This is a genomic window from Bradyrhizobium sp. AZCC 2262, assembly GCF_036924535.1.
GTDB lineage: Bacteria > Pseudomonadota > Alphaproteobacteria > Rhizobiales > Xanthobacteraceae > Bradyrhizobium.
On record NZ_JAZHRT010000001.1, the window covers coordinates 7,078,461 to 7,102,462 of the forward strand.

At 63.4% G+C, this 24,002-nt stretch carries 21 protein-coding genes; 9 read left to right on the plus strand and 12 right to left on the minus strand.

Features of this window, described 5'->3' with window-relative positions:
• Positions 1-30: 30 nt before the first annotated feature.
• The 3 genes from V1283_RS33250 to V1283_RS33260 all read left to right on the plus strand — a co-directional run bounded on the left by V1283_RS33250 (position 31) and on the right by V1283_RS33260 (position 4,530).
• Positions 31-1,029 carry an NAD(P)H-quinone oxidoreductase gene (locus V1283_RS33250; RefSeq protein ID WP_334390840.1) on the plus strand — a complete coding sequence of 333 codons (999 nt, stop codon included), beginning with the start codon at positions 31-33 and terminating at the stop codon, positions 1,027-1,029.
• 120 nt (positions 1,030-1,149) lie between these two features.
• Positions 1,150-4,026, plus strand: coding sequence for an EAL domain-containing protein (locus V1283_RS33255; RefSeq protein WP_334390841.1), 2,877 nt, complete (start codon positions 1,150-1,152; stop codon positions 4,024-4,026).
• An 84-nt stretch (positions 4,027-4,110) separates the two neighbouring features.
• Complete coding sequence (locus tag V1283_RS33260) at positions 4,111-4,530, plus strand: GFA family protein (protein WP_334390842.1); 420 nt, start codon at positions 4,111-4,113, stop codon at positions 4,528-4,530.
• A gap of 52 nt (positions 4,531-4,582) precedes the next feature.
• On the opposite strand, the gene V1283_RS33265 is transcribed toward V1283_RS33260, so the two are convergent.
• The 6 genes from V1283_RS33265 to V1283_RS33290 all read right to left on the minus strand — a co-directional run bounded on the left by V1283_RS33265 (position 4,583) and on the right by V1283_RS33290 (position 10,659).
• The gene (locus V1283_RS33265; RefSeq protein WP_334390843.1) at positions 4,583-6,142 is read right to left on the minus strand and encodes a L,D-transpeptidase; all 1,560 of its coding nucleotides are present in this window, start codon (positions 6,140-6,142) and stop codon (positions 4,583-4,585) included.
• A gap of 310 nt (positions 6,143-6,452) precedes the next feature.
• Positions 6,453-7,100: a hypothetical protein gene (locus V1283_RS33270; protein WP_334390844.1), complete on the minus strand. Its 648-nt coding sequence runs from the start codon at positions 7,098-7,100 to the stop codon at positions 6,453-6,455.
• Positions 7,100-7,600, minus strand: coding sequence for a c-type cytochrome (locus tag V1283_RS33275; RefSeq protein ID WP_334393266.1), 501 nt, complete (start codon positions 7,598-7,600; stop codon positions 7,100-7,102). The genes V1283_RS33270 and V1283_RS33275 overlap by 1 nt, the downstream gene beginning before the upstream one ends.
• A gap of 131 nt (positions 7,601-7,731) precedes the next feature.
• Positions 7,732-9,492 (minus strand): PQQ-dependent dehydrogenase, methanol/ethanol family, encoded by a 1,761-nt coding sequence (locus tag V1283_RS33280; RefSeq protein ID WP_334390845.1) that lies wholly within the window; start codon positions 9,490-9,492, stop codon positions 7,732-7,734.
• Between the two features lie 148 nt (positions 9,493-9,640).
• The gene (locus V1283_RS33285; protein WP_334390846.1) at positions 9,641-10,156 is read right to left on the minus strand and encodes a copper chaperone PCu(A)C; all 516 of its coding nucleotides are present in this window, start codon (positions 10,154-10,156) and stop codon (positions 9,641-9,643) included.
• Positions 10,157-10,401: 245 nt separating this feature from the next.
• On the minus strand, positions 10,402-10,659 hold the full coding sequence (locus V1283_RS33290; protein WP_334390847.1) for a DUF7662 domain-containing protein: 258 nt from the start codon (positions 10,657-10,659) through the stop codon (positions 10,402-10,404).
• A gap of 165 nt (positions 10,660-10,824) precedes the next feature.
• On the opposite strand from V1283_RS33290, the gene V1283_RS33295 reads away from it, so the two are divergent.
• Positions 10,825-12,318 carry a sensor domain-containing diguanylate cyclase gene (locus V1283_RS33295; RefSeq protein WP_442895901.1) on the plus strand — a complete coding sequence of 498 codons (1,494 nt, stop codon included), beginning with the start codon at positions 10,825-10,827 and terminating at the stop codon, positions 12,316-12,318.
• Here V1283_RS33295 and V1283_RS33300 read toward each other — a convergent pair.
• From V1283_RS33300 to galU, 3 genes are read right to left on the minus strand one after another with little or no spacing between them, the layout of a single operon-like run.
• Positions 12,315-12,617 (minus strand): helix-turn-helix domain-containing protein, encoded by a 303-nt coding sequence (locus V1283_RS33300; protein ID WP_334390849.1) that lies wholly within the window; start codon positions 12,615-12,617, stop codon positions 12,315-12,317. The genes V1283_RS33295 and V1283_RS33300 overlap by 4 nt on opposite strands.
• The gene (locus V1283_RS33305) at positions 12,614-12,952 is read right to left on the minus strand and encodes a type II toxin-antitoxin system RelE/ParE family toxin (protein WP_334390850.1); all 339 of its coding nucleotides are present in this window, start codon (positions 12,950-12,952) and stop codon (positions 12,614-12,616) included. The genes V1283_RS33300 and V1283_RS33305 overlap by 4 nt, the downstream gene beginning before the upstream one ends.
• 47 nt (positions 12,953-12,999) lie before the next feature.
• On the minus strand, positions 13,000-13,881 hold the full coding sequence (gene galU, locus V1283_RS33310; RefSeq protein ID WP_334390851.1) for a UTP--glucose-1-phosphate uridylyltransferase GalU: 882 nt from the start codon (positions 13,879-13,881) through the stop codon (positions 13,000-13,002).
• Between the two features lie 229 nt (positions 13,882-14,110).
• Here galU and V1283_RS33315 point away from each other — a divergent pair, with 229 nt between their 5' ends.
• The 3 genes from V1283_RS33315 to V1283_RS33325 all read left to right on the plus strand — a co-directional run bounded on the left by V1283_RS33315 (position 14,111) and on the right by V1283_RS33325 (position 19,717).
• Positions 14,111-15,505: a lytic murein transglycosylase gene (locus V1283_RS33315; protein ID WP_334390852.1), complete on the plus strand. Its 1,395-nt coding sequence runs from the start codon at positions 14,111-14,113 to the stop codon at positions 15,503-15,505.
• Between the two features lie 200 nt (positions 15,506-15,705).
• Positions 15,706-17,835 carry a hypothetical protein gene (locus tag V1283_RS33320; RefSeq protein ID WP_334390853.1) on the plus strand — a complete coding sequence of 710 codons (2,130 nt, stop codon included), beginning with the start codon at positions 15,706-15,708 and terminating at the stop codon, positions 17,833-17,835.
• Between the two features lie 169 nt (positions 17,836-18,004).
• Entirely contained in the window at positions 18,005-19,717 is a 1,713-nt protein-coding gene (locus tag V1283_RS33325) for an SGNH/GDSL hydrolase family protein (protein ID WP_334390854.1), read from the plus strand.
• A gap of 241 nt (positions 19,718-19,958) precedes the next feature.
• Here the strand turns inward: V1283_RS33325 and V1283_RS33330 are convergent, their stop codons facing one another.
• Together V1283_RS33330 and V1283_RS33335 are read right to left on the minus strand one after the other, a co-directional pair.
• Positions 19,959-20,333, minus strand: coding sequence for a CsbD family protein (locus V1283_RS33330; RefSeq protein ID WP_334390855.1), 375 nt, complete (start codon positions 20,331-20,333; stop codon positions 19,959-19,961).
• Positions 20,334-20,423: 90 nt separating this feature from the next.
• Positions 20,424-21,158: an SDR family NAD(P)-dependent oxidoreductase gene (locus V1283_RS33335; RefSeq protein ID WP_334390856.1), complete on the minus strand. Its 735-nt coding sequence runs from the start codon at positions 21,156-21,158 to the stop codon at positions 20,424-20,426.
• 118 nt (positions 21,159-21,276) lie between these two features.
• Between V1283_RS33335 and V1283_RS33340 the strand changes: the two genes are divergently transcribed.
• The gene (locus tag V1283_RS33340) at positions 21,277-22,056 is read left to right on the plus strand and encodes an SDR family NAD(P)-dependent oxidoreductase (RefSeq protein WP_334390857.1); all 780 of its coding nucleotides are present in this window, start codon (positions 21,277-21,279) and stop codon (positions 22,054-22,056) included.
• A gap of 98 nt (positions 22,057-22,154) precedes the next feature.
• Entirely contained in the window at positions 22,155-23,042 is an 888-nt protein-coding gene (locus tag V1283_RS33345; protein ID WP_334390858.1) for a TauD/TfdA dioxygenase family protein, read from the plus strand.
• 212 nt (positions 23,043-23,254) lie between these two features.
• Here V1283_RS33345 and V1283_RS33350 read toward each other — a convergent pair whose 3' ends face one another.
• Entirely contained in the window at positions 23,255-23,905 is a 651-nt protein-coding gene (locus V1283_RS33350) for a YqgE/AlgH family protein (RefSeq protein ID WP_334390859.1), read from the minus strand.
• Between the last annotated feature and the right edge of the window lie 97 nt (positions 23,906-24,002).

The following is a 24,002-nucleotide window of genomic DNA, read 5'->3' on the forward strand; positions in this document are numbered from 1 at the left end:
CAAATTCTCAGCATTTCGCAAGGACAAATCATGGAAAAGCTGCCCGCGCAAATGACCGTCGTCGGCATCAGCAAGCCCGGAGGTCCGGAAGTGCTGCTGCCAGAAACCCGCGCCGTGCCGGTGCCCGGTCCGGGTGAAATCCTGGTCAAGGTGATGGCCGCCGGCGTCAACCGCCCGGACGTCGCGCAGCGCTCCGGCGCCTATCCGCCCCCGCCCGGCGCCAGCGACCTGCCCGGCCTTGAAATCGCGGGCGAAGTGGTCGCACTCGGCACGGGCGCGGCCAAGCACAAGCTCGGCGACAAGGTGATGTCGCTGGTGGCGGGCGGCGGCTACGCCCAATACTGCATTGCGCAAGACGCGCAGGCGATGGCAGTGCCGCCCTCGCTCTCGATCCAGGAAGCCGGCGCGATCCCGGAAACGCTGATGACGGTCTGGCACAATGTGTTCGAGCGCGGTGCGCTGAAGCCGGGGGAAACCTTGCTGATCCACGGCGGCTCCTCCGGCATCGGCACCATGGCGATCCAGCTTGCGAAAGCGTTCGGCTCGAAAGTGATCGTGACCGTCGGCTCGCAGGACAAGGTCGATGCCTGCCTGAAACTCGGCGCTGACCGCGCCATCAACTACAAGACCGAGGACTTCGTCGCCGTGGTCAAGGCCGAGACCAACAATGTGGGCGCGAACCTGATCCTCGACATGGTTGCGGGCGAGTACGTCGATCGCAACTACGATGCCGCGGCGGTCGATGGCCGCATCGTGCAGATCGCAACCCTCAACGGACCCAAGGTCACCGTCAACATTGCCAAGGTGATGGTGAAACGGCTGACCCACACCGGCTCCACACTGCGCCCCCGTACTAATGCGGATAAGGCGGCGATGGTTGCGGCGATCGAGGCCAAGGTCATGCCACTATTGCGCGAAGGACGCGTAAAACCGCTGATGGACAGCTCATTCCCGCTGGAAAAAGCCGCCGACGCGCATCGGCGGATGGAGACCAGCGCACATATTGGCAAAATTGTGTTGGCGGTATAGCCGATCGCGCGCGGAGTGAAGGCGGAAACCCTTTGATTCGCTTTGCTTTCATGTCATTTATCGCGGCTGCGCCGACCCGTTCGCTGGGCCGGGAGAATCGTTGGTCGCGGAGTACTGACATTGCGTCTGATCAGGTGCCTGGCGCTGATTGCGCTGGGCCTCATGATTGTTGCGGCGGCGCCTCCGGCGCACGCCATTGACGCTGTCAGCGTCCGCGGCGACGCGCCTGCCATCGATCTGACCGCGGTGCTCGATCATCAGCGCAGCGAAACCGACCGCATCCAGGTTTCGACGGCGCCGGGAACCGACGGCATCGTCCGCCGCATCGAGGTCCGCGCCCGCGAGGGCGGGCAGAACTGGGTGGTGTTCGCGCTTGCCAATAATACCGACGACCAGCTCGACCGCCTGATCGTTGCGCCTCACTACCGCATCGTTTCGTCGGGCCTGCTGTGGCCCGATCTAGGCCTGTCGCGCATCGCGACCATCACGCCGTCGGTCGGCGATCGTCCCGAGCGTCAGGAAAGCGCCACCGCCGACATCTTCCGCATCACGCTCGATCCCGGCGCCGTCGTCACATTCGTGGCCGAACTGCGCACCGACAAGCTGCCGCAGCTCTATCTGTGGGAACCCGACGCCTACAAGGACAAGGTCAACTCGTTCACGCTCTACCAGGGCATCGTGATCGGCATCTCCGGTCTTCTGGCCCTCGTGCTCACCATTCTGTTCGTGGTGAAGGGCAGCATCATGTTCCCGGCGGCGGCCGCACTGGCCTGGGCGGTGCTGGTCTATATCGGCGTCGATTTCGGCTTCTGGGGCAAGGTGCTCGACATGTCGAACAACGCCGAGCGCGTCTGGCGCGCGGCGGGCGAAGCGATCCTGGCGGCCACGCTGCTCGTGTTCCTGTTCGCCTATCTCAATCTCAGCCGCTGGCATGTGCGTTACTCCCACATTACTGTCGGCTGGCTGGCCTTCCTCGGCTCGCTGGTGGCGCTGGCGCTGTTCGATCCCGCGGTCGCTTCCGGCATTGCGCGCATCTCGCTGGTGTTGATCGCCTTCGCAGGCTTCACGCTGATCGTCTATCTCTCGACGCATGGCTTCGACCGCGCGGTGCTGCTGATCCCGACCTGGTTCCTGCTGGTGGTCTGGGTGGTCGCGGCCGGCATGACGGTAGGGGGCAGCGTCACCAACGACATCGTCGGTCCCGCGCTGCTCGGCGGCCTCGTGCTGATCGTGATGCTGATCGGATTTACGGTGATGCAGCACGCCTTCGCCGGCGGCGGCGCGACCACCGGCATCGTCTCCGACGTCGAGCGCCGCGCGCTGGCGCTGACGGGCTCCGGCGACCTGATCTGGGACTGGGACGTCTCCGCCGACAAGGTGTTCACCAGCCCGGAGACCGAAAGCCTGCTCGGGCTGAAACGCGGCACGCTGGAAGGCCCGGCCGCAAAATGGCTCGAGGTGCTGCACCCGCTCGATCAGGATCGCTTCCGCGCAGCGCTGGACAGCGTGCTCGACCAGCGCCGCGGGCGGCTGGTGCAGGATTTCCGCCTGCGCACGCCCGACGGCCATTTCATGTGGTTCGCGCTGAAGGCGCGCCCGGTGGTCGGCTCCGACGGCGAGGTCTCGCGCGTGGTCGGAACGCTCACTGACGTTACCGACATCAAGAACGCCGAAGAGCGCATGCTGCACGACTCCGTGCATGACAACCTCACGGGTCTTCCGAACCGCAAATTGTTCATGGACCGCCTCGGCGCGGTGGCCAATTTCACCAAGGCGATGCCGAACCTGCGGCCGACGCTGATGGTGATCGACCTCGACCGCTTCAAGCAGGTCAATGATTCCGTCGGCATCGCGGTCGGCGACTCCATCCTGCTGACGCTGGCGCGGCGGCTGACGCGCATCCTGAAACCGCAGGACACGCTGGCGCGGCTCGCCGGCGATCAGTTCGGCCTGATCCTGATATCGGAACAGGACCCGGCGCGCATCACGGCCTTTGCCGAAACCATTCGCAAGACCATCCGCGCGCCGATCGCCTTCAACGACCGCGAGATCTTCCTGACCGCCTCCATCGGGCTCGCGCTGTCGGATCCGCAGATGCAATTGACGGAGGAGATCATCAAGGACGCCGAGCTTGCGATGTACCACTCCAAGCGGATCGGCGGCGACCGCATCGATGTGTACAAACCGGCCATGCGCGCGCGAAAAACCGATCGCCTGACGCTGGAAAGCGAACTGCGCCGCGCCATCGAGCGGCAGGAGATCACCATTCTCTACCAACCGATCGTCCGGCTGGAAGACCGCTCGATCGCCGGCTTCGAGGCGCTCGCGCGCTGGGACCATCCAAAACTCGGCCGGATGTCTCCGTCGGAATTCATCTCGATTGCCGAGGAAATTGGCCTGATCGTCGATCTCGGCATGTTCGTGCTCGACCAGACCGCGCGGCAGCTTTCGGTGTGGCAGCGCGCAATGCGCTCGCGCGAGCCGATCTTTGCCTCCGTCAACGTCTCCTCGCGGCAATTGCTGCGCCACGATTTGATCCACGATATCCGAACCGTGCTGTCGCGCTCCTCGGTCGCGCGCGGCACGCTGAAACTGGAACTCACTGAGTCGCTGGTGATGGAGAATCCGGAGCACGCGGCACAGATGCTGACCCGCATCCGCGAGCTCGGCACCGGACTGTCGCTGGACGATTTCGGCACCGGCCATTCCTCGCTGGCCTATCTGCAGCGTTTTCCCTTTGACACCATCAAGATCGACCAGTCCTTCGTGCGCACCACCAGCCGCGGCACGCGGCCGGTGATCCTGAAATCGATCATCGCGCTCGCCCACGACCTCGGCATGGACGTGGTGGCGGAAGGCGCGGAGACGGATTCGGATGCGGTCGAGCTCTATCAATTGGGCTGCGAATACGCACAGGGTTTTGCGTTCGGCGAGCCGATGGACGCGGATGCTGCGATGCGGCTGCTCACGGAAGAGCGGCTAGAAGCGGCGAGCTAAGCGGCCCCGGAAGGCCGCGCCCCATAGCCGCGGCTTGTCTGTGGGACGACGGGGCCAGTTAGAAGACGGTGGGAGACTTTCCCGATGGGCAACGCCAGATGCAGCTGCGGTGCAGTCACGCTCTCGCTTCCAAAAGAACCATCCAAGCTCGTCGTTGCTTGTCACTGCATTGACTGTCAACGCCGAACCGGCGCGCCGTTCGGCGTAGGCGCTTATTACCCCGCTGAGGTTGTGACCATCTCAGGAACCTCAAAAGAGTTCACGCACGCCGCCGCAAGCGGCGGGAAAATCCATAATTATTTTTGTCCACAGTGCGGCTCAACAGTCTACTGGAAACTCAGCAATCTGCCCGCGCTGATCGCCGTTGCAGTCGGCGCGATGGCAGAACCAAAATACCCAGCCCCCGTCATATCGGTTTTCGAACAGTCGAAACATGACTGGGTTCAAATTGATGGTGCCGTGAAGCACTTCCAGCAGAGCAGCCCGCCAAGGATTTCAAACTGAGACACTACCGGATATGGGGTCGCAGCCTTCCCTACGCGCGGCCTGCCGCGTCTTACCACCAGCTCGGTTGCGGTGGTTGCACCGGACGATAGTACTGGCCGCCGCCCCGGCGCGTATTGCCGGTTTGGGGGACGGGATTGCGCTGGAAATTGAAGAAGCCGAAGCCGAAGCCGTCTTCGCCCTGGACGTTGTCGCTCGCAACGAGGACATCGGTTGTCGGCCGGCGCGTTATGAAGCCGCCCTGGGGCTGGTTGTTCAGCACCGCGACGAACTCGGTGCGATAGTTGGTCTCGCGGCTCAGCGGCTCGTCCGAGATGACGATCGAGGATCGCGGCGATGCGGTCGGCGCGATGCGGTCGAGCACCCCCTGCGGGATCGTGATACGGTCGAGCGCAGCCTTGGCGTCGTCGCCGTTGTCGATCGTGACCGCGGTCCAGCGCAGGCCCGCCTCGTTGCGCGCCACCGCCGTGAACACATGCGTGCCGATCGGTCTTTCGGGATTGCGGATCGTGACCGGAACCTCGATTGTCGCATCGAACACGATGCCGCCGCCGTCAGGTGCCGGCTTATGCGTGGGACGGCGCACGTAAAGCTTCTGCGTCGCGCGGCTGATGTAGATTGAGACCGGCTCGAGCGCGAGCTTCGCCTCGCTTGCCGCTTTGGCGGTGTCGGCCTTCCGCGCCTGCGCCGTCTTGGCGGCTTCCTTTGCGAGGGCGGCGGCGTCGAGCTTGGATTTCGCGTCGGCCCTGGCGGTGTCGAGCTGGTTCCCCAGTTCCGCGGCCTTGACGGCGGCCTTTTGCTTGAGGTCCTCGGCCCGCGCCTTGGCCTCGTCCGTCTTGGCGGCAGCGAGCGCCTTGTCGGCGTAGGCGAGTTCGGCGTCGCCGAGGCGCTTGAGCCCCTCCAGCTTGCGCAACGACGCCGACAGCAACGCCGTCTCGCGCGTCGCTGTCGCGGCTGCTTTTTTCGCCTCGTCGGCCGTTTTGGCGGCTTCCGCCGCCTCGCGGGGGAGCGCCTCGGCCCTGGCCGGCGCGGCTGCGATGGCCTCCGCCTTCGGCACCAACAGCGCCGGATGGGAGAACTCGACCGGCTCGGCGTCATCAGGCGAGATGATCACCCGCATCCCGATCCACGTCCTGTCGAACAACTTCTCGGCAAAGCCAAAGGGCATCCGAATGCAGCCGTGCGAGGCGGCGTACCCTGGCAGCGGCCCGCCGTGCAGCGCGATGCCGTTCCAGGTGATGCGCTGCATGTTGGGCATCTCGGCGTCGTCATAGAGGGTCGAGCGGTGTTCCTTCTCCTTTTCGAGGACGGCGAAGATTCCGGCCGGCGTCTCGCGTCCCGTGGTGCCGGTCGACACCGGCGCGCGCAGGATCCAGCCGTCAGCGTCGTAGAAAGTGACCTGCTGGGTCTTGATCGACACGATCGCCATGATCGGCTCGCCTGCATCGCGCGGCGCCGTCGCCTCGGTGGGGGGCTTGGGGCGCGTCTGTCTCGCCGCAGCGTCGGCGGTCAGCGCCGTCAGTGCGGCCATCACCGCGAGCGTCACAATGGCGGGGGAACCCCAACGCTGCATCACCACGGTGGATCGCGCCGTCGTAAATCGATTCACCATGCCATGCCCCGGTTGAAATGCCTGTCCGCGCTTGTATCCAGCAAAGTATCAGATCGCGATTTTGGATTAACTAACCGCCGCTACCATCCACGCCGCCAATTCGCTCCTGAAGACTATCGGCTCGTTCCGTTGGCAATTCTCTCATATATGACAGCCCGCGAAGCAGGAAGGGAGGCTCGCGGCTGAAATTGGCGCTTTTTGGACCTGCAGCATGTAGAGAGACGACGTCCGCCACCTAAAGCGAACATTGGGTCAGCCGACAGGCTCGGACACAGGTCAAGACTGCACCAAGCTCCTGATCGGCAATGCCCTAATCCCTGGCGCGCGATATGCGGATCCGCGTTTCGTCGACGAAACTCTTGATGTCCTGATCGGGCCGGCGGAACAGATTACGTTCGACAATGAGTGAACGGCCGCTGACCGTCTTGGTGCAGCGTTCCCTGAGATAGACGCCACCCACCGGCTGGTCCCCGGCTTCGGGCTGGCCTTCGCTGCACGTCCAGCCTTCCGGGCCGTAGCGCGATCTGGCCTGTAGCCCGAGCAGAAACGCCTTCTTCCGGATATAGAGACGCGCCTTCGGATCGGTCTCGATCTGCAAGCCGGCAACGTGCCCGGAATCGTCCATCAGCAAGGTCAGGATCGCGGGATGGCCCGCCACCATCGTGCCGTCGCGGCTGGTCGATGGATCGTAACCAAATCGAATCGCTCGTATTCCGCTCGCGCCGGCGGGACAGTCGCGCCAGTCCTTCCAGCCCGCCAGTGTTCGCTTCGGATCCGTCGCGCAATAGAAGTCGACGTAGCCCGTTTCAGCCAGTTCGGTCGCGGCCATTCCGAGTCGAATGTCGCGCAGATCGTTGCCGCCGAACTCTTCCGCCCGTGCCGGAGTGGGTGCAAGTGCGACGGCCTGCAAGACAAGCAGGCCTACGGCAAGAAGTCCCGATCGCGTCAGTCTGTCCATCACTGGTCCTTCCCCGTGCTGGCGGTCGCACGATCCGGCTTCCGCGGCTCGGTCTTGTAGACGTCGCAGACCCGCGACGTGCTTGAGAAGAAGGTGAGGCATTCCGCGTAAGTGGGTTCGCCGGCTCCCTTGATGTGGGCGATCACGTAATCGGCGACGGCTTCGATATCCTTCGGCCGCAGAAACGTTCCGCCCTCGGGCGGCATCTGTGCTCCCGCGTCCTGGCGGTTCATGTCGTGGCATTTCACCTCATCGTAGGCGCCGCGCGTGAAGAACGGCATCCCCGTGCCCGGCCGCCCGCAGCCGACGGTTTCAATGATCTGATCGCGCGTCAGTTCGGTCTTGCGCAGCGACAGCGCATCACCACCATAGCCACCGCCGCCATTGCCGTGCCATTTGTGGCAGCCGACGCAGTTTGCACGACTGAACACCGCCTTGCCCGCATTGGTCGGATCCGAAGCCGGCGCCTGCACCGACTGACCGCAGGCAGCGGTTAGCATCGAAAAATTCAGGGCCACGACACTCGCGAGCAGCACGCCTGCCGGCGCGGTGAATCTGTTGAAGATCATCATTGCGTCTCTTGTCGAGGGAGTGGAGGCCCGCGGTTGACGGGCCTCCACTTGCGAGAACGTCAGAGCGAGAATACGTAGAGCATCGATCCCGGCTGTATCTTCTTCAGTTCGGGCGTTGCATCGATGAACCACTTGTCCCAGGCGCCGCCCAGGCCGACCAGAATGGCGACGTACTGTTTGCCATCGACCGTAAAGGTCATCGGCGGTGCATTGACGCCGCCGCCCGTGTTGAACTCCCAAAGCTTCTGCAGTGACTTGGCATCAAGCGCCATCACTTCGCCGGACGGTTGGCCGGAGAAGACGAGGTCGGGAGTCGCAAGTATCCCTCCCAGGTTCGGGAACGGGGTTTCCATTTTGCCGGCGACTTTGCCGGTGGTTACGTCGATCGCGGTGACGCTGCCGGTAATCTTGACTGGCTGGCTCGGACCACCGCCGGTCCAGAACTCGCGAGGTTTCAGCTTGTCCGGCGTAGCGACCTCGACCTTGATGCGATTGCAGCTCTCGATCACCGGGATGTACCAGAGCTTCAGATCCGGATTGTAGGCCGTCGGCGGCCAGTTCTTGCCGCCCATGTTGCCGGGGCAGATGTCGGTTTCCATATTGGTGCGGCTTGGCGTCACCGACGCCACATAGGTCTGCACGGGCTTGTTCGGGTCATACTCGATCGGCTTGCCGCTCTCCGCGTCGAGCCCTTTGGTCCATGTGACTTTCTTGACGAACGGGAGGCCCCAGACGAACTTGCCGGTGGTGCGATCGATCGCATAGGCGAAGCCGTTGCGGTCCGCCTCGAGCGCGAGCTTCCGCGGACCACTGGGCCCGGGGATATCGACCAGCACGTTTTCCGCCACGCTGTCATAGTCGTAGGGGTCGTTTGGCGTGTGCTGATAGTGCCACTTGATCTTGCCGGTGGTGGCGTCAAGCGCCAGCGAGCTGTCGGTGTAAAGGTTGTCGCCCGGCCGATAGGCATTATCCCAGTCCGGCCCCGGATTGCCGACGCCCCAGATGATGGTGTCGGTCGCGGGATCGTAGGTGCCGGTCACCCAGGTCGAACCGCCGCCGGCGGCGGCCGCGTTGTCGCTGTCTTTCCAGGTCTCGCTGCCGGGCTCGCCCTTGCCCGGGATCGTATGGGTGCGCCAGACCTCCTTCTGGGTCGCCAGATCAGTGGCGGCGATCCAGCCACGGATGCCGTACTCCGCGCCGGCCACGCCGGTGATCGCCATGTTCTTGACGATCAACGGCGCGCCGGTGATCACCTCGCCCTTGTCCGGATTGGCAACAGTACGCTGCCAGGCGACCTGGCCGGTTTCCTTGTTGGTCGCGATCAGCCGGCCATCCAGCGTGTGGGAAATGACGAGATCACCCCACAATGCGACGCCGCGATTATCGACGCCGCAGCACGCCACAGCACCAGCCCAGTCACGGTCCGTCTTGGGATCCATCTTCCAGACCAGCACGCCGCGGCCGCCATGCGCATCGATCTTGTAGACCGAGCCCCATCCATCGGTGACGTAGAGAAAGCCGTTCTCGGCAATGGGCGTGCCTTCCAGCCCGCCATGGCTCCAGATGCCGCCGCCTTCGATGCCGCCAAGGTGCATGGTCCAGGCGACCTTCAGGTTCTTCACGTTATCGCGGTTGACCTCCTTCAGACTGGAGAACCGGTGAGCCGCGTAATTCTGATGATGATGAAGCCAGTTGCCCGGCTCCTTGTCGACGTTGAGCAGCCGCTCCTGATTGACCTGGTCTGCAGCGGAGACTGGCAGTGCGCCCATCACGCTTGCGGCAGCACCTGCTGCGGCAAGCAGACAGGCTCGCGTCAACATTTTAGTATGACCTGAAGATCGCTCCATGAGTAATGCCCTCCCTTGTTGGCAAGTCCTTGTGGCGGTTCATGTTGAATTGAACGTCCGGCATATCCGGGCGTTTCGCTGATGGCCCCATTCAGCGGGCTTCAGCAGTCCGCTGTCGCGATCATGGCGTTCGTGAAATCTGCACCTCCGTTTCCTTGGTTCCGGCTTTCTGGAAAACGACGGCGCACGTGAACGTCTCGCCGTCGACGAGCTTCTGCCGCGTCTGCAGCAGCATCACGTGATATCCGTCTCGCTTGAGCTCGATCGTCTTGTTCTGCGGAATCGGAATCGACTTGACCTCGCGCATCGCAGGTGCCCCTTCGCCGCGATCGACGGTGTGCTTTTCGGAGAAATTCGCGAACGGACAGCGGACGCGCAGTATCGCGTCGGCCTCAGTCGCATCATTCCTGATCGTCATCAGCAGCGGGAGGTCGACACCAATCTCGTCGGACGCGGGAACCCGGGCGCTCGTCACCTGCAGTGCGTCGCCTGCAGCAGCGAAACCGGGCGTCAGCCCAAGGCCAGCAACAAGTCCGGCAAACAGTCCAAGCGCCAGAAACCGGGCTCTGCCGGACAGCGCAGCCCACCTTGCCCGATCAAGAGCGCCGTCAAGACTCGATGTCGCTGTGGCGGTCATCGGCTATCGCCGCGACCATCAGAGATTTACAGGCGCGCGACGCCCAAACGACCATGTCGTCCGACTCATCGCCATCCTCCCACGATTTTTCTTCTTGTCGTTGAGTTGCGTCCCCAATTGAGGCGGCGGTAGGGCCGGTGTCTGGAAAATGATTCAGACTAGCCTGGCGTATTCGATACCAATCGATATCCCGCATGGAAACGCGACGCTGCATGCGCCGGTGATGACGGGTGAGCGGCGCGCGCTTACCTCCTCGCCGGCATCTTCTTGAACTTCACGCTGTTTCCATCCGCCTGCCGCGTTGCGATGTAGCCGGCCTCGAGACAGGCTTCGCGCTGCGGCATCTTCTCCTGCGGGCTGCGCAACGTCTCCCACCATGATGCGCGCTGCGCGGCGCGCGGCAAGGCTGCGTCGATGATCTCCTCGATCTGCTCGAAGCTCAGCACGAATTCGGGACGCTTCTGCGCCCTCAGATAGTCCCGCAACGGGTCGTAAACGTTCACGCGTGCCCTCAATGGTGATTTGCTGAAAACCGTCGACGCCGGCAACCAGGCGTTAACTCTCTATCATATCGCCGTCGCCGCTTAAGGCCGCAACAATTTATCCGTCGCATACCGGAAGGATTGGAGCGGTCTATGCCATTTGGACGGCAAAGCGACGTGACCAGAATTGGCTGGTTCAGGAAGGACTCCGGCCGCCGGCCCTGGCGATTGTCGGCGAAGCTGTTGATCGCGTCGTCGATCGCGACCGTGATCGGGTTCTCCACGATTTGCACCAGCGTCATGCTCGACATGCGCCGCGGCGAGGAAGAGCTCGCACGCCAGACGCTGGAAAATCTCGCAGCCGGCATCGATTCCGATATCAGCCGCAATATCGAGCTCTACGATCTGTCGCTGCGCAACGTCGCCAGCAATCTGGTGATGCCGGAGATCAAAGGCGTCAGCAAGGAAATCCAGCACCTGATCCTGTTCGATCATGCCGCCACCGCCAAGCATTTCGGCGTGATCCAGGTGTTCGATGCACAGGGCAAGCTGACGCACGACGCGGCGAGCCTCGATCCGGCGCCCGAGGATCGCAGCGAAGAGGAGTATTTCCAGGTCCATCGCGCCAATCCCGATGTGGGCCTGTATATGAGCCGCCCGATGCTGCGCCGCAGCGCCTATTCGATCGTGCTCAGCCGCCGCATCAGCGACGCCGATGGTCGCTTCCTCGGCGTCGTGGTGGGCTCGATCCGTTTCACTTATTTCCATGACCTGTTCGGCCGGCTCACCCTCAACCCCGGCGATACGATCACGGTGCTGCGCCGCGACCGAACGATCATCATGCGGACGCCGTTCGACCTCGAGGTCATCGGGAAGAACCTGGCGGAGCGGCAAAACTGGCGCGCGGACAATCTGAAGGAAGGCACGGCCTATGCCGGCGTCGGGCCGGTCGATCCGACGCCGCGGCTTTACGTTCGCAGCGGCAGCACGAACTTGTTCTTTGTCGTGGTCGGAAAGCCGCTGGCGAGCATCCTGAACCTTTGGCACCGGGAAGTGCTGCGGATCGGAGCGATCATGCTGGTGCTGATCCTGTTCGTGGTCGGCACCACGCTGTTCCTCGCGCGCGAGATCGGCCGCCGCGCCGAGGCCGAGGACAAGCTGGAGGAGCTGGCAACGACCGACGCACTCACCGGCCTGAAGAACCGGCGCAAATTCGATGCCGAAATCGATCTGGAATGGCGGCGGGCGGCGCGCAGCGAGACCCCCGTCGCGGTGCTGATGATCGATGCGGACCACTTCAAGGCCTACAACGACACCTACGGACACCAGGCCGGCGACCAGGTGCTGGTCGGCATCGCGATCTGCATTTCAGACGCGGTGCGGCGGTCAGGCGACTGCCCGGCGCGCTACGGCGGCGAGGAATTCGCAGTGCTGTTGCCGGGCCTGTCGGCGGTGGAAGCGTTCACCGTCGCCGAGACCATCCGCCTGAAGGTCGAACAGTGGGCGGAAGACCCGAGCGTGACGACCGTCAGTATCGGTGTGGCGAGCATGACGCCGACCGCGCCGTTGAGTTGGCCCGACCTGATCGAAGCCGCCGACAAGGCACTCTACGCCGCCAAGGCCAATGGCCGCAATCAGTCGGTGGTCGCCGCGATCCCGCAGCTTGCGCTGGTGGCTTAAGCGCTTTTCGCCAAGGCTCGCGTCACGGCCTCGGGCTCTTTCTCCACAACCTTGAGCAAAATGCGAGCGCTGCGTTCCGGTTGTCGGCGGCCCTGTTCCCAATCCCGCACGGCCGACAGTGCAAATCCATAAGTTTGAGCAAAGCTCTCCTGCGACATACCAAGCTGCGTACGTATCTTCTTCACATTCACGCGCGCAGGAACATGAATCCCGAACGTCCGCTTATTTGCAGATCCGTCGAGATAAGCTTTTGCGTCGCCGAGTCCGGCTTTGATCTTGTCGAATGCTGCCTTTGTCACCTTCGCCTCCGATAGTCTTCAATCATGACGGCAACCATCTTGCCTAGCGTATTACATTCAGTTGCCGAGAGATTGGCCTTCTCGTTCTTGGCAAAAGCCGCCAGAATAAATACCGGCAAGTTTGCTCCGCTGAATAGGTAAACAATTCGGGCGCCGCCGCTCTTACCGCGCGCGCCAAAGCCGAACCGGACTTTCCGAATACCACCGCCACCTGGAATGACGACGCCGCAGGTGGGATCGGAAGCCAGTCGATCCACGATGGCCTTTCGTTCGTCCAACGAAAACAGACGTTCCGCGTCGACTAGATAGGACGGCGTCTCGACAACAGTCTGCATTGACCAACATACTACGGCAATGCCGTAGTATGTTCAAGTCCCTCGCCTCACTTCTCCAGATACTTCTTCATCTCCGCGCGCAGGCTGTCGCGCAGGTCGTCGCGCGCCATGCCGTAGGCGATGTTAGCGCGCAGGAAACCCGACTTCGAGCCGCAATCGTGCCGCTCGCCCTCGAACTCGACGCCAAAGAAGCTTTGCGTCCTGGCGAGGGTCTTCATCGCATCGGTGAGCTGGATCTCGTTGCCCGCGCCGCGCTCTTGCGTTTCGAGGATCTTGAAGATTTCCGGCTGCAGGATGTAGCGCCCGGTGATCGAAAGGTTGGACGGCGCGGTGCCCTTCGGCGGCTTCTCCACCATGCCGTCGACCTCGAACATGTTCTTGGCGAGCCGCTTGCCGACGCCGCAGATGCCATACTGATGGGTGAGATCATTGGGCACCGCCTCGACCGCGAGCAGGTTGGACTTGCCGCCGAGTTTTTCGGCTGCCTCGATCATCTGCTTCAGGCAGCCGGGCGTGTTCAGCACCAGTTCGTCCGGCAGCACCACCGCGAACGGCTCGTCGCCCACGATGTCGCGCGCGCACCAGACCGCGTGCCCGAGACCGAGTGGCGCCTGCTGGCGGGTGAAACTGGTGGCGCCGGCTTCGGGCTGGTCGCGCGCCAGAATGTCCTGCTCGGCCTTCTTGTTGCCGCGCGCGGCCAGCGTGGTGTCGAGCTCGAACATCCGGTCGAAATGATCCTCGATCACGCCCTTGTTGCGCCCGGTGACAAAGACGAAATGCTCGATGCCGGCTTCCTTGGCCTCGTCGACCACGTACTGGATCAGCGGCTTGTCGACGATCGTCAGCATTTCCTTCGGCATCGCCTTGGTGGCGGGCAGGACGCGGGTGCCGAGACCGGCGACCGGGAAGACGGCTTTGCGGATTTTCATGGGATGTCGGGGGCCTTGATATTGAGAACGTTGGAAATGAGGAAAGTGCTTAGATTGCACGTTGATAGCCGGTTTGCACCCCTGAACAAAGGCGGATGTATGGTTACCTTCCCGCCCCCTTGCGCAGACCCGGCGCGACGACAAAATGCCCTCTGTTAAACTATTGGAAACCGTGACAGGGCCTTCTGCCACGGGATTGGTTGCGACGGACGGGCACGGCATGGGTCTGATGGAACGAGCGATAAGCAGTCGAACCGGCGCAATCCTAATCGCGGTCGCGCAGTTGTGTTCCTGCCAGGCCGCTTTTATCAGCCCGTCCCATGCCCAATCCGCCGGCAGCGACGGGATTTCGAACTTTCTCGGCAATATCTTCTCAGGGCCCAGGTCCGGCCCGGCGCCGCAGGCCACGCCCGGACCGGACGGCGCTCCGCCGCCCTGGAGCGGCGAGGACGGCGCCTCCGGCCATCCCTTGATGACGGCGGACGCGATCCGGCAGGCGGCGGCGAACTTTCAAAATTGCGTTGCCGCGATGTGGCCTGATGCCGCACGGCGCAACATCACCCAGCAAAATTTCGAGCGCTTCACCGCGGGCCTCGAACCTGATTTGCGCATCATGGACCTGATGGATTCGCAGCCCGAATTCACCAAGGCGATCTGGGACTATCTCGACATCCTCGTGAACGACAACCGCCTCGCCAAGGGCCGCGAGATCCTCGCCAAGTACAAGCCGCAGTTCGACGCGGCGGAGAAAGCCTACGGCGTCGACCGCTACGCGATCGCCTCGATCTGGGGCATCGAGTCGAACTACTCGACGCAGATGGGCGACCGCAACGTGGTGCAGTCGACGGCGACGCTGGCCTGCGTCGGCCGCCGTCAGGCCTATTTCAAGGACGAGTTCCTCACTGCGCTGGAAATCCTCAACCGCGGCGATCTGCGTCCCGAACAGATGCGCGGCTCCTGGGCCGGCGCGTTCGGGCCGACGCAGTTCATGCCGACCGCCTTCAAGCGCTACGCCGTCGATGGCGACGGCGACGGCCGCCGCGACGTCGTCGACAACGCCGCCGACCTGATTGCGTCGACCGCCAACAACCTCAAGAAGGATGGCTGGCAGACCGGGCGTAGCTGGGGCTACGAGGTGGTGCTGCCGGAGGGTTTTGATTTCATGCTCGCCGACAAAGCCAAGGCGATGTCGATCGCGCAGTGGCAGAGCCAGGGAATGAAGCGAGCCGACGGCAAGCCCTTCCCCGATTCGGCCGAGAAGGCCTATCTGCTGGCGCCGGCCGGCGCGCAGGGGCCGGGCTTCCTGATGCTGCAGAACTTCCGGGTGATCATGAAATACAACCCGGCGGAGGCCTACGCGCTGGCAATCGGCCATTTTGCCGACCGCCTGCGCGGCGGCGCGCCGTTCGTGCAGCCCTGGCCGCGGCAGGAACGGGTGCTGTCGCGCGCCGAACGGCTGGAACTGCAGCAGCTCCTCGCCCAGCGCGGCTTCTACCGCGGCACGCCGGACGGCCAGTTCGGCGGCCAGACCCGGGAGGCGTTGCGCAGCTTCCAGGCCTCGATCGGGGCGCCGGCGGACGGCTTTGCCTCGTCCGACGTGCTGGAGCGGCTGCGGGGCCGCTAGGGCCTGATCAAGCGCCCGCTGTCGTCCGTTTCTCGGCGCCGGATCGAAGGCACAGCCTGTCACACGATTGTATCAGTTAGCTCACAAACATCCTGGTTGAGATGGATACTCTGCCGCGAGCGTTGCCCCTCTAATTCCTGTTCGATCTGCCGAGACGGCAGGCGCAGCGCATCCCCGCGGAAACCGGTCGGGAGATCGTCGTGGCCAAAGTCATTGAAGCCCGCGCTTTTTGTAACAATGAAGTCGCCTATCTGGCGTGGAAGACCGACGGCAAGATCAAGGACTGCCTCGGCTTCATGATCACCCGCATCAATCTCGACACCGGCGAACGCCGGCTGTTGCCGGCATGGGTTGCCTTCGACACCCAGTCCAACCCGGATTGGGAAGCACAGGACACCAGCGTCTGGCCGATCCAGAAATTCTCCTGGCGCGACCTTACCTTGCGACGCAGCCGCGACACGCTGCAAGTGCGCGCGCCCTTCCGCGCCAAATACGAGATTGTTCCGGTCGGCCCGGAAGCGCCGGGCCGGGTGGCGGTGCCGCCCTCACCGACCGCGCAACCCGGCAAATACAAGGGCAATCCGATTCCGATGTTTGTTTGCGGCGAGGCCGGCGAGACCAATGAATTCAGCGTGACGGACAATTTCGGTGACGTGTCAGCCTTCTTCAACAACGGAATCCTGTCGACGCAGAATCTGCGCAAGCAGCTCGAGACGCCCGACGGCAAAGCGCCGACCAAGCCGCAGATCGACGACCACATCAAAAAGCCCGGCGATCCGATCCGGACATTCCTCGCCGGCGACGTGCTGCCGGCGCTCAAATCGATGTTCGCACGCGCGGAACAGGAAGACGGAACGCTGCACCTCGCGTTGTATGAACTGGAGGATGCTGAACTGGTCGATCTGCTGGTGCAGAACCAGGCGCGGCTGAATCTCATTCTCTCGACCGCCGGCAGCAAGACGACGAAGGCGAAGCCGGCCGGCGTGGCCGCCGCGGCAAAAACCATGGTGAAGAGATCGAAGGTGGTCAAGAAAGCCACGCAAAAGAAATCCATCGCAACGATGGCCAAAAAGTCAGCGAAGAAGCTAAGTGCGGCGAAGAAAACGGGCGCGGCGAAAAAAGCCGCCAAGAAGACAAAAAAGAGCAGCGCCGCCAAGCCGAAAAACGTCACGGTCTGGGACGTCACAAATGCCGCCGCGCGGGCCAAGCTCTCGGCCCTGATGGGTAGCCGGCTTCAGAACCGGATGTTCAATAACTCCGCCCATATCGGACACAACAAGTTCGCGGTCCTGCTCGACAGGAACGGCAAGCCGATCGTCGTGTGGTCGGGCAGCACCAACTGGACCAAGACCGGCCTGTGTGCTCAGTCGAACAACACGATCATCATCGAATCCGATGCCGTGGCGGAGGCCTATCTCGACTATTGGACAAGGCTGCATGCCGACAAGCTGCCGGTGCCCAAGCCACTCAGCGCCCCGCTTAGCTCTGACCAGGGCCCTGCGCTGCGCACGGCTGACGCGACACCGAACTCGACGACACTCGACAAGGGAAAGACCAAAATCGATCTCTGGTATTCGCCCAACACGCCGAAGACCGGCACGCCGAAAACCCGCACCGTGCCGCCGGATCTGCAGTTCGTATTCTCGCTGATGAAGCAGGCCAAGGATGCGATCTTCTTCCTGGTGTTCAACCCCGGGCGGACCGATCCCGAAGGCGAAGACGTCAACACCGTGGTATCCGCCGGCATCGACTTCGGCCGGCTCGATCCTGATCTCACCGTGTTCGGCGCGATCAGCGATCCTACCGCGCTGCCCGGCTTCGTCGCGCCGCCGAAGGACCAGCCCAAGGACGAGCCGAAGATTCCGCCTCCAGCCATCTTCAGCCCGGAGGGCGTTCCGAACGTGCTGATGATCCGCGCCGCCGTCATCAAGGATCTGATCGGCGATTTCCAGCGCGAATTGCTGAGCGCCGGCCACGCCATCATCCATGACAAGATCGTCGTCATCGATCCGATGTCGGAGACCGACTGCGTCGTGATCACCGGCAGCCACAATCTGGGGTTCAAGGCCTCCTATGCCAATGACGAGAACATGCTGGTGTTGCGCGGCAACAGGCCACTGGCGCTGGCCTACACGACCCATGTGCTCGACATCTATGACCACTATAAATTCAGGGCCGTCCTGGAACAGCAGACGCGCGACATTATGCTGAGGGGCAAACCGCCCCCAAAGCGGCCGACCGGCAAGGGTTTCCTGCAGACCACGGACAAGTGGCAGGATCCCTATATTTCCGGCGAAAAGGGCAAGGAACTGGCCTATTTCCTGCGATAAGTCAGCCAATGAGCCGTTTTGGGAGCCCTGCTAACCCCAAAACCAACAATTGGGGCGGGCGCCCTTGACGGCGCAGCGCCAAGCCCGGTTTATGGGTGGAAATCTGCCCGCTTGCGGCCCGATTCCGCTATTACATTTGACACATCACAACCCATTGCGACCGAGCCGGATGCGAAAGCCAAAGTCCTTCTTGCGCGTGTTCACCGACACCGGCCCGCTGGCCGTGCTGGCGGTTGTGATCGCGCTTCTGGTCGGGATCGTAGGACCGGCCTCCGCGCAATTCTTCAATTTCGGCGGCTTTGGCGGTCCGCCGCAGCGCCAGGCGCCACAACGTGGCGGCGGCTGGTTTGGCGGCGATTTCTTTCAGCCGTTCCAGCAACAGGCCCCGCAGGCGCCGCGCCAGGATTTCTCCCGTGCGCCCGGGCCGGCCAAGCGCGACACGGTGGCTGAACGTAACGTGCTGGTGCTGGGCGACGCCATGGCCGACTGGCTCGGCTATGGCCTGGAAGACGCCTATGCCGAGCAGCCCGACATGGGCGTGATCCGCAAGCACAAGACCGTATCGGGCCTGATCAAATATCAGCCGCGCGGCGAGCCGGCCGATTGGGCCGCGGCCGCCAAGGGCATCCTCGCCACCGAAAAGCCGGATGCCATCGTCGTCATGCTCGGCCTCAACGATCGCGTGGCGATCCGCGAAGCAGCGCCTGAGAAGAAGGGCGACAAGAAAGACGCGCGCGCCAAGCCGGGCGATGCAAAGCCCAAGCCCGAAAGCTCGACTGATACTGCCAAGGCCGATGCCGGCAAGGCTGATGGAACAAAGGCAGACACCGCCAAGGCTGATGCCGCGAAGGCCGATACCGCGAAGGCTGACGATGCCGAGGACGATGATGCGCCGCAAATCGCAGCCCCCGAAAAGAGCGCGCGCGCGAGCGGCGGGCTCTATGAGTTCCGCGATGAGCGCTGGGTCGAACTCTACGCCAAGAAGATCGAAGAGCTGATTGGCGTGCTGAAATCCAAAGGCGTTCCGGTGTTGTGGGTCGGCCTGCCGGCAATCCGCGGTCAGAAGGGTACGTCAGACTTGCTGTTCCTCGATGCCCTGTACCGCGACGGGGTCGGCAAGGCCGGCATCACCTATGTCGATATCTGGGATGGCTTTGTCGACGAAGGCGGCCGCTTCATGCAGAGGGGTCCCGACTTTGAGGGCCAGCCCCGCAAGCTGCGTTCCGACGACGGCGTCTTCTTCACCAAGGCCGGCGCGCGCAAGCTCGCGCATTACGTCGAGCGCGAGGTGACGCGCCTGCTTGCTGCCCGCTCGGGGCCGATCGCCGTGCCGATCGAGCCGGCAACGCCTGACGCCAATGTCGTGCCGGGCCAGCCGGCGCCGCGTCCGCTGGCCGGACCGGTCATGCCGCTGGTGGCCTCTTCCGTCGGCACCGATCAGTTGCTCGGCGGTCCCGGCACGCGGCCGGCCGCGGTCGATGCGCTTGCGGCGCGCACGCTGGTGAAGGGTGAGGCGCTGGCGGCGCCGGCCGGCCGCGCCGACGATTACGCCTGGCCGCGCCGGGAAATCGGCCGCGAGCAGGCCAAGGGCGATACGCCGGTGGCAGCCGCCTCGCCGAGCGGATCGGTGGCGGCAGTGCCCGGACAGAGGCAGCTTCTGCTACCGCCGCCTCAGCAGCAGCAGGCTCCGCTACAGCAGAAGAAGCAGATCCGGCCGGCGCAAACCAACGAACCGTCGCTGCGCGATTTCTTCGGCGGCTTCGGCGCGACGCCGCGCCAGCCCGCACCGCCGCGTGGACCCGCAGCCCCGGGCGCGCCACGCCCGCCGGGCAGTGTCGGACGATCGGCCGAAGTGCCACGGGGCAATTTCTTCTCGTGGTAGACGCTGTCATTCCGGGGCGATGCGGCAGCATCGAACTCCGATGTGCAATTGCACATCGGAGAATCTCGCGCCGCGCTTCTCGATATCTCGCATCAAGACTTCTGGATTCCGACGCGCGCGCCGGAATGACGGCTGCGGCCTAGAGCGGGATGACTCTTCTTCGAATCGTCATTCCGCTCTATCTCTTTGATTTGAGCATGATCTTTTCGGAAAACCGGTGCCCACTTTTCCGGATCATGCTCTAGCCGTAATACCGCCAGCGCGGCGGCGGGCGGCGCGGTGGGCGCGTCATCAACAGAGCCAGCGCAAATCCAATTCCACCTGCGATCAACAGCGCGCCGAGCGGATTTTCCTGCACCGTTTTCGCCACCGCTTTCTGGCCGCTGCGAACGGCGTCGCCGCTGTTCTCATAAGCATCCTTGGCATAGTTGACGGCGGCGTCGGTGGCCTCACTGGCCGCGTCCTTGGCCTGGCCGTACAGATTTTGCACTGTACCGGCGGCTTCGCGTGCGCGGCCCTCGGCTTGCGTCTTCGCATCACCAGCCATGTCGCCGATAGTGCTTTCGACCTTCCCTGCAAAATCCTTCGCCGAGCCGGCAATCCGATCCTTGTCCATCGTGGTCACTCCTGTTTTCTAAAGGATGTAACCGGTGAGACCTGTCCGGGTTCCTACCGCGATCGAAACGCCTCTCAGCAAAGTGGGGGCCTACAGGATCAGCCCGCCATCGACCACGATGGTCTGGCCGATGATGTAGGACGCAAGCGGCGAGGCCAGGAACAGCGCCGCGCCAGCCATGTCGGCGGGCGTGCCGAGCCGTTTCAGCGGGATCCGCTCCAGCGCGCCTTCAAGCCGCTTCGGATTTGACGTCGTCGCCTTGGTCATCTTGGTATCGACCAGGCCTGGCGCGATACCATTGACGCGGATGCCATTCTCGGCCCATGCCTCGCCGAGTGTGCGCGTCAACCCCACCGCGCCGGTCTTCGAGGCGTTGTAGGCCGGGTTGCCCATGGTGGAGTGATAGGCGGCGGTCGAACTGACGATGATCAGCGAGCCTTTGCCGGCGCTCAGCATCGCCTGGAATTTGGTCGCGCAAGCCATCAGGCTCATCAGATTGACTTCCAGCACCTTGCGAAAGCCGTCCATCTCGAATTCGCCGCGGCGGTAGATCACCGCGCCTTGCGCCAGCACCAGCACGTCGAGTTTCGCAAATGGCGGCTTCAAGGCTGCGGTCGCCTGCGGGTCGCTGACGTCGAGCCTGAAATAGTCGAGCCCTTCGAGATGCGAGCCTTCGTCGGGCGAATAGTCGGCGGCGCCCGCGCGGGTGCCGCAGACGGCGACATGCGCGCCCTTGGCGCGAAAAGCCTGTGCGATGCCGTTGCCGATGCCGCTGGAGCCGCCGACCACCAGCACCTGTTTGCCGCTGAAATCCAGTTCGTTCATCCCCGCGATCCTTTTCTTGCTTGTTTGATCTTTGGCTTGGTTTGACCTGTCTGCGGATCGATGCCAGCCTTGTCAATCCTGCAACGCGCACCTCACATTCCCTGTCCGGACCTTCATCATGTCAGATTTCAAGCAGTTCAGCCGCTCGGTCAAAGGCCTGACCGTTCTCGTCACCGGCGCCGCCAGCGGCATGGGCCGCGCCACCGCGCGGGTGTTCGCCGCGGACGGCGCCAACGTCGCCGTCACCGACATCAGCGCCGAGGCTACGCAGGCCGTGGCCAGCGAGATCGCGGCAAGCGGCGGCGCGGCAAAAGCGTGGACGCTCGATGTCACCGACCGCTACAACATCACCGACGTCGTCAACGAGGTCGCGGCGCATTTCGGCGGACTCGATATCGTCGTCAACAATGCCGGCATCTCGGTGCGCGTCGCGATCGATGACGAGGGCTATGACGAGGCCTGGGCAAAAGGCCTGGCCGTGATGCTGACGGCGCACCAGCGCATCATCCGCGCTGCACTGCCCTACCTGCGCAAATCGAAATCGCCGCGGATCGTCAATATCGCGTCCACCGAGGCGCTCGGCGCTACCGCGTTGCACAGCCCCTACTCCGCCGCCAAGGCCGGCGTCGTCGGCCTGACGCGTTCGCTGGCGGTCGAACTCGGCCGCGACGGCATCACGGTGAACTGCATCTGCCCGGGGCCGATCCTCACCGGCATGACCGCCCGGATCGCCGCCGAGCACAAGGCGATCTACGCCAAGCGCCGCACCGCACTCGGCCGCTACGGCGAGCCTGAGGAAGTGGCGCATATGACGCTGAGCCTGTGCTTGCCGGCGGCCTCATTCCTGACCGGCGCGGTGATCCCCGTGGACGGCGGGCTGATGGCGCGAAACGCGTAACGGGCATGCGTTCGCGGCGTTGACTTGGGCACGACAGGGAGTAATTTTTTCTGCAAATGGAGCGGGACAAACCGCCCGCCGCTTTCAGGAGAGACGCCATGACGGTCACGATCCGGCAGCTTCATCCGCATTTTTTCGGCGAGGTTTCGGGCGTTGATTTGCGCAGTCCCCTCACCCCGCAGGAAGCGGCCGATATCGAAGCGGGCATGGACAAATACGCCGTGCTGCTGTTTCGCAACCAGGATATCACGGACGAACAGCAACTGGCCTTTGCGCTGAATTTCGGCGAGCGCGAGAGTGCACGCGGCGGCAACATCACCAAGAAGGAAGACTACCGCCTGACCACGGGGTTGAACGACGTCTCCAACCTCGGCAAGGACGGCAAGCCGCTGGCGCGCGACAGCCGGGCCCATCTGTTCAATCTCGGCAACTGCCTGTGGCATTCCGACAGCTCGTTCCGCCCGATCCCGGCGAAATTTTCACTGCTGTCGGCGCGGGTGGTGAACCCGAAGGGCGGCAACACCGAATTCGCCGACATGCGCGCGGCCTATGACGCGCTCGACGACGACACCAAGGCCGAGATCGAAGACATGATCTGCGAGCATTCGCTGATGTATTCGCGCGGCTCGCTCGGCTTCCTGGATTATTCCGATGAAGAGAAGGCGATGTTCAAGCCGGTGCTGCAGCGGCTGGTGCGGACGCATCCGGTGCATCGCCGGAAGTCGCTGTATTTGTCATCACATGCCGGCGCCATCAAAGGCATGAGCATGCCCGAGGCGCGGCTTTTGCTGCGCGATCTCACCGAGCACGCCACGCAGCCGGAATTCGTCTACGTCCATAAATGGACGTTGCATGACCTCGTGATGTGGGACAACCGCCAGACCATGCACCGCGTGCGGCGCTACGACCAGTCGCAGCCCCGCGACATGCGGCGTGCGACCGTTGCCGGCACCGAGCCGACGGTGCAGCAGCAGGCGGCGGAGTAATATTCCCCGTCGTCCCTGCGAACGCAGGGACCCATACCGCGTGATTCATCGAGGAGGCGTGGTGGCTGACGCTGTTCGCTCGCCAGTTCACCGCCGTGAGTTGCTGAAGCGACGCCATCGCCCTTCCTGCCTCACACGCCGGCCGCGGCGTATGGGTCCCTGCGTTCGCAGGGACGACACCGTGGTTGTGGCGACCGCTAGCGGAAACAAACTCAGGCGTGCCCGGCCTCGTTCGACAGCATGCCCACATCGATGCCGATCTTGCGCAGCGCGCGCTGATATTTTTCGTCGACGTCATCGCCGAAGATCAGCTCCGGGTCGGCGTCGCAATGCAGCCAGCCATTGTGCTGGATCTCGTTCTCGAGCTGGCCCGGCGCCCAGCCGGCATAGCCCAGCGCCAGGATCGCGTGCTTCGGTCCGGTGCCCTTGGCGATCGCCTTGAGGATGTCCACCGTCGCGGTCAGGCAGATGCCGTCGTCGATATTGAGCGTGGCGTCCTTGATGAAGAAATCGCTCGAATGCAGCACGAAGCCGCGGCCGGTATCGACCGGGCCGCCCTTCAGCACCTGCATGGTCTCGGCGTTTTCCGGCAGCTTGATCTGGTCGGCCCTGTCAATGATGTCGAGCTGCACCAATAGCCCGGGAAAATCGATGCTGCCGGCCGGACGGTTGACGATGATGCCCATCGCCCCTTCCGACGAATGCGCGCACATGTAGATGACGGAGCGCTCGAAGCGCGGATCGCCCATGACCGGCATGGCGATCAGCAGCCGGCCGTCCAGATAACCGTCGCCGGACGAATTGTCGCCAAAGCCGGCGGCTTTGCGGCGAACGGGCTTCGGTGTCTTGCCTTCAGGGCTCATCCGCAAAGGCCTCTCTTGCTGGTTGCATATCCTGATATCGGGTTGGGTTTCTGTCAATCAAGCTTCCGACATCATTCGGCGGCCGATCACACGCAAT

Excerpts from the sequence above, each read along its gene's own strand:
- V1283_RS33280 (WP_334390845.1), bottom strand. The coding sequence starts at position 9,492 with ATGTTGACGCGAGCCTGTCTGCTTGCCGCAGCAGGTGCTGCCGCAAGC.
- V1283_RS33285 (WP_334390846.1), bottom strand. The coding sequence starts at position 10,156 with ATGACCGCCACAGCGACATCGAGTCTTGACGGCGCTCTTGATCGGGCA.
- V1283_RS33335 (WP_334390856.1), bottom strand. The coding sequence starts at position 21,158 with ATGAACGAACTGGATTTCAGCGGCAAACAGGTGCTGGTGGTCGGCGGC.
- V1283_RS33260 (WP_334390842.1), top strand. The coding sequence starts at position 4,111 with ATGGGCAACGCCAGATGCAGCTGCGGTGCAGTCACGCTCTCGCTTCCA.
- V1283_RS33330 (WP_334390855.1), bottom strand. The coding sequence starts at position 20,333 with ATGGACAAGGATCGGATTGCCGGCTCGGCGAAGGATTTTGCAGGGAAG.
- V1283_RS33345 (WP_334390858.1), top strand. The coding sequence starts at position 22,155 with ATGACGGTCACGATCCGGCAGCTTCATCCGCATTTTTTCGGCGAGGTT.
- V1283_RS33250 (WP_334390840.1), top strand. The coding sequence starts at position 31 with ATGGAAAAGCTGCCCGCGCAAATGACCGTCGTCGGCATCAGCAAGCCC.
- V1283_RS33325 (WP_334390854.1), top strand. The coding sequence starts at position 18,005 with ATGCGAAAGCCAAAGTCCTTCTTGCGCGTGTTCACCGACACCGGCCCG.
- V1283_RS33270 (WP_334390844.1), bottom strand. The coding sequence starts at position 7,100 with ATGGACAGACTGACGCGATCGGGACTTCTTGCCGTAGGCCTGCTTGTC.
- V1283_RS33315 (WP_334390852.1), top strand. The coding sequence starts at position 14,111 with ATGGAACGAGCGATAAGCAGTCGAACCGGCGCAATCCTAATCGCGGTC.
- V1283_RS33265 (WP_334390843.1), bottom strand. The coding sequence starts at position 6,142 with ATGGTGAATCGATTTACGACGGCGCGATCCACCGTGGTGATGCAGCGT.
- galU (WP_334390851.1), bottom strand. The coding sequence starts at position 13,881 with ATGAAAATCCGCAAAGCCGTCTTCCCGGTCGCCGGTCTCGGCACCCGC.
- V1283_RS33340 (WP_334390857.1), top strand. The coding sequence starts at position 21,277 with ATGTCAGATTTCAAGCAGTTCAGCCGCTCGGTCAAAGGCCTGACCGTT.
- V1283_RS33350 (WP_334390859.1), bottom strand. The coding sequence starts at position 23,905 with ATGAGCCCTGAAGGCAAGACACCGAAGCCCGTTCGCCGCAAAGCCGCC.
- V1283_RS33275 (WP_334393266.1), bottom strand. The coding sequence starts at position 7,600 with ATGCTAACCGCTGCCTGCGGTCAGTCGGTGCAGGCGCCGGCTTCGGAT.
- V1283_RS33305 (WP_334390850.1), bottom strand. The coding sequence starts at position 12,952 with ATGCAGACTGTTGTCGAGACGCCGTCCTATCTAGTCGACGCGGAACGT.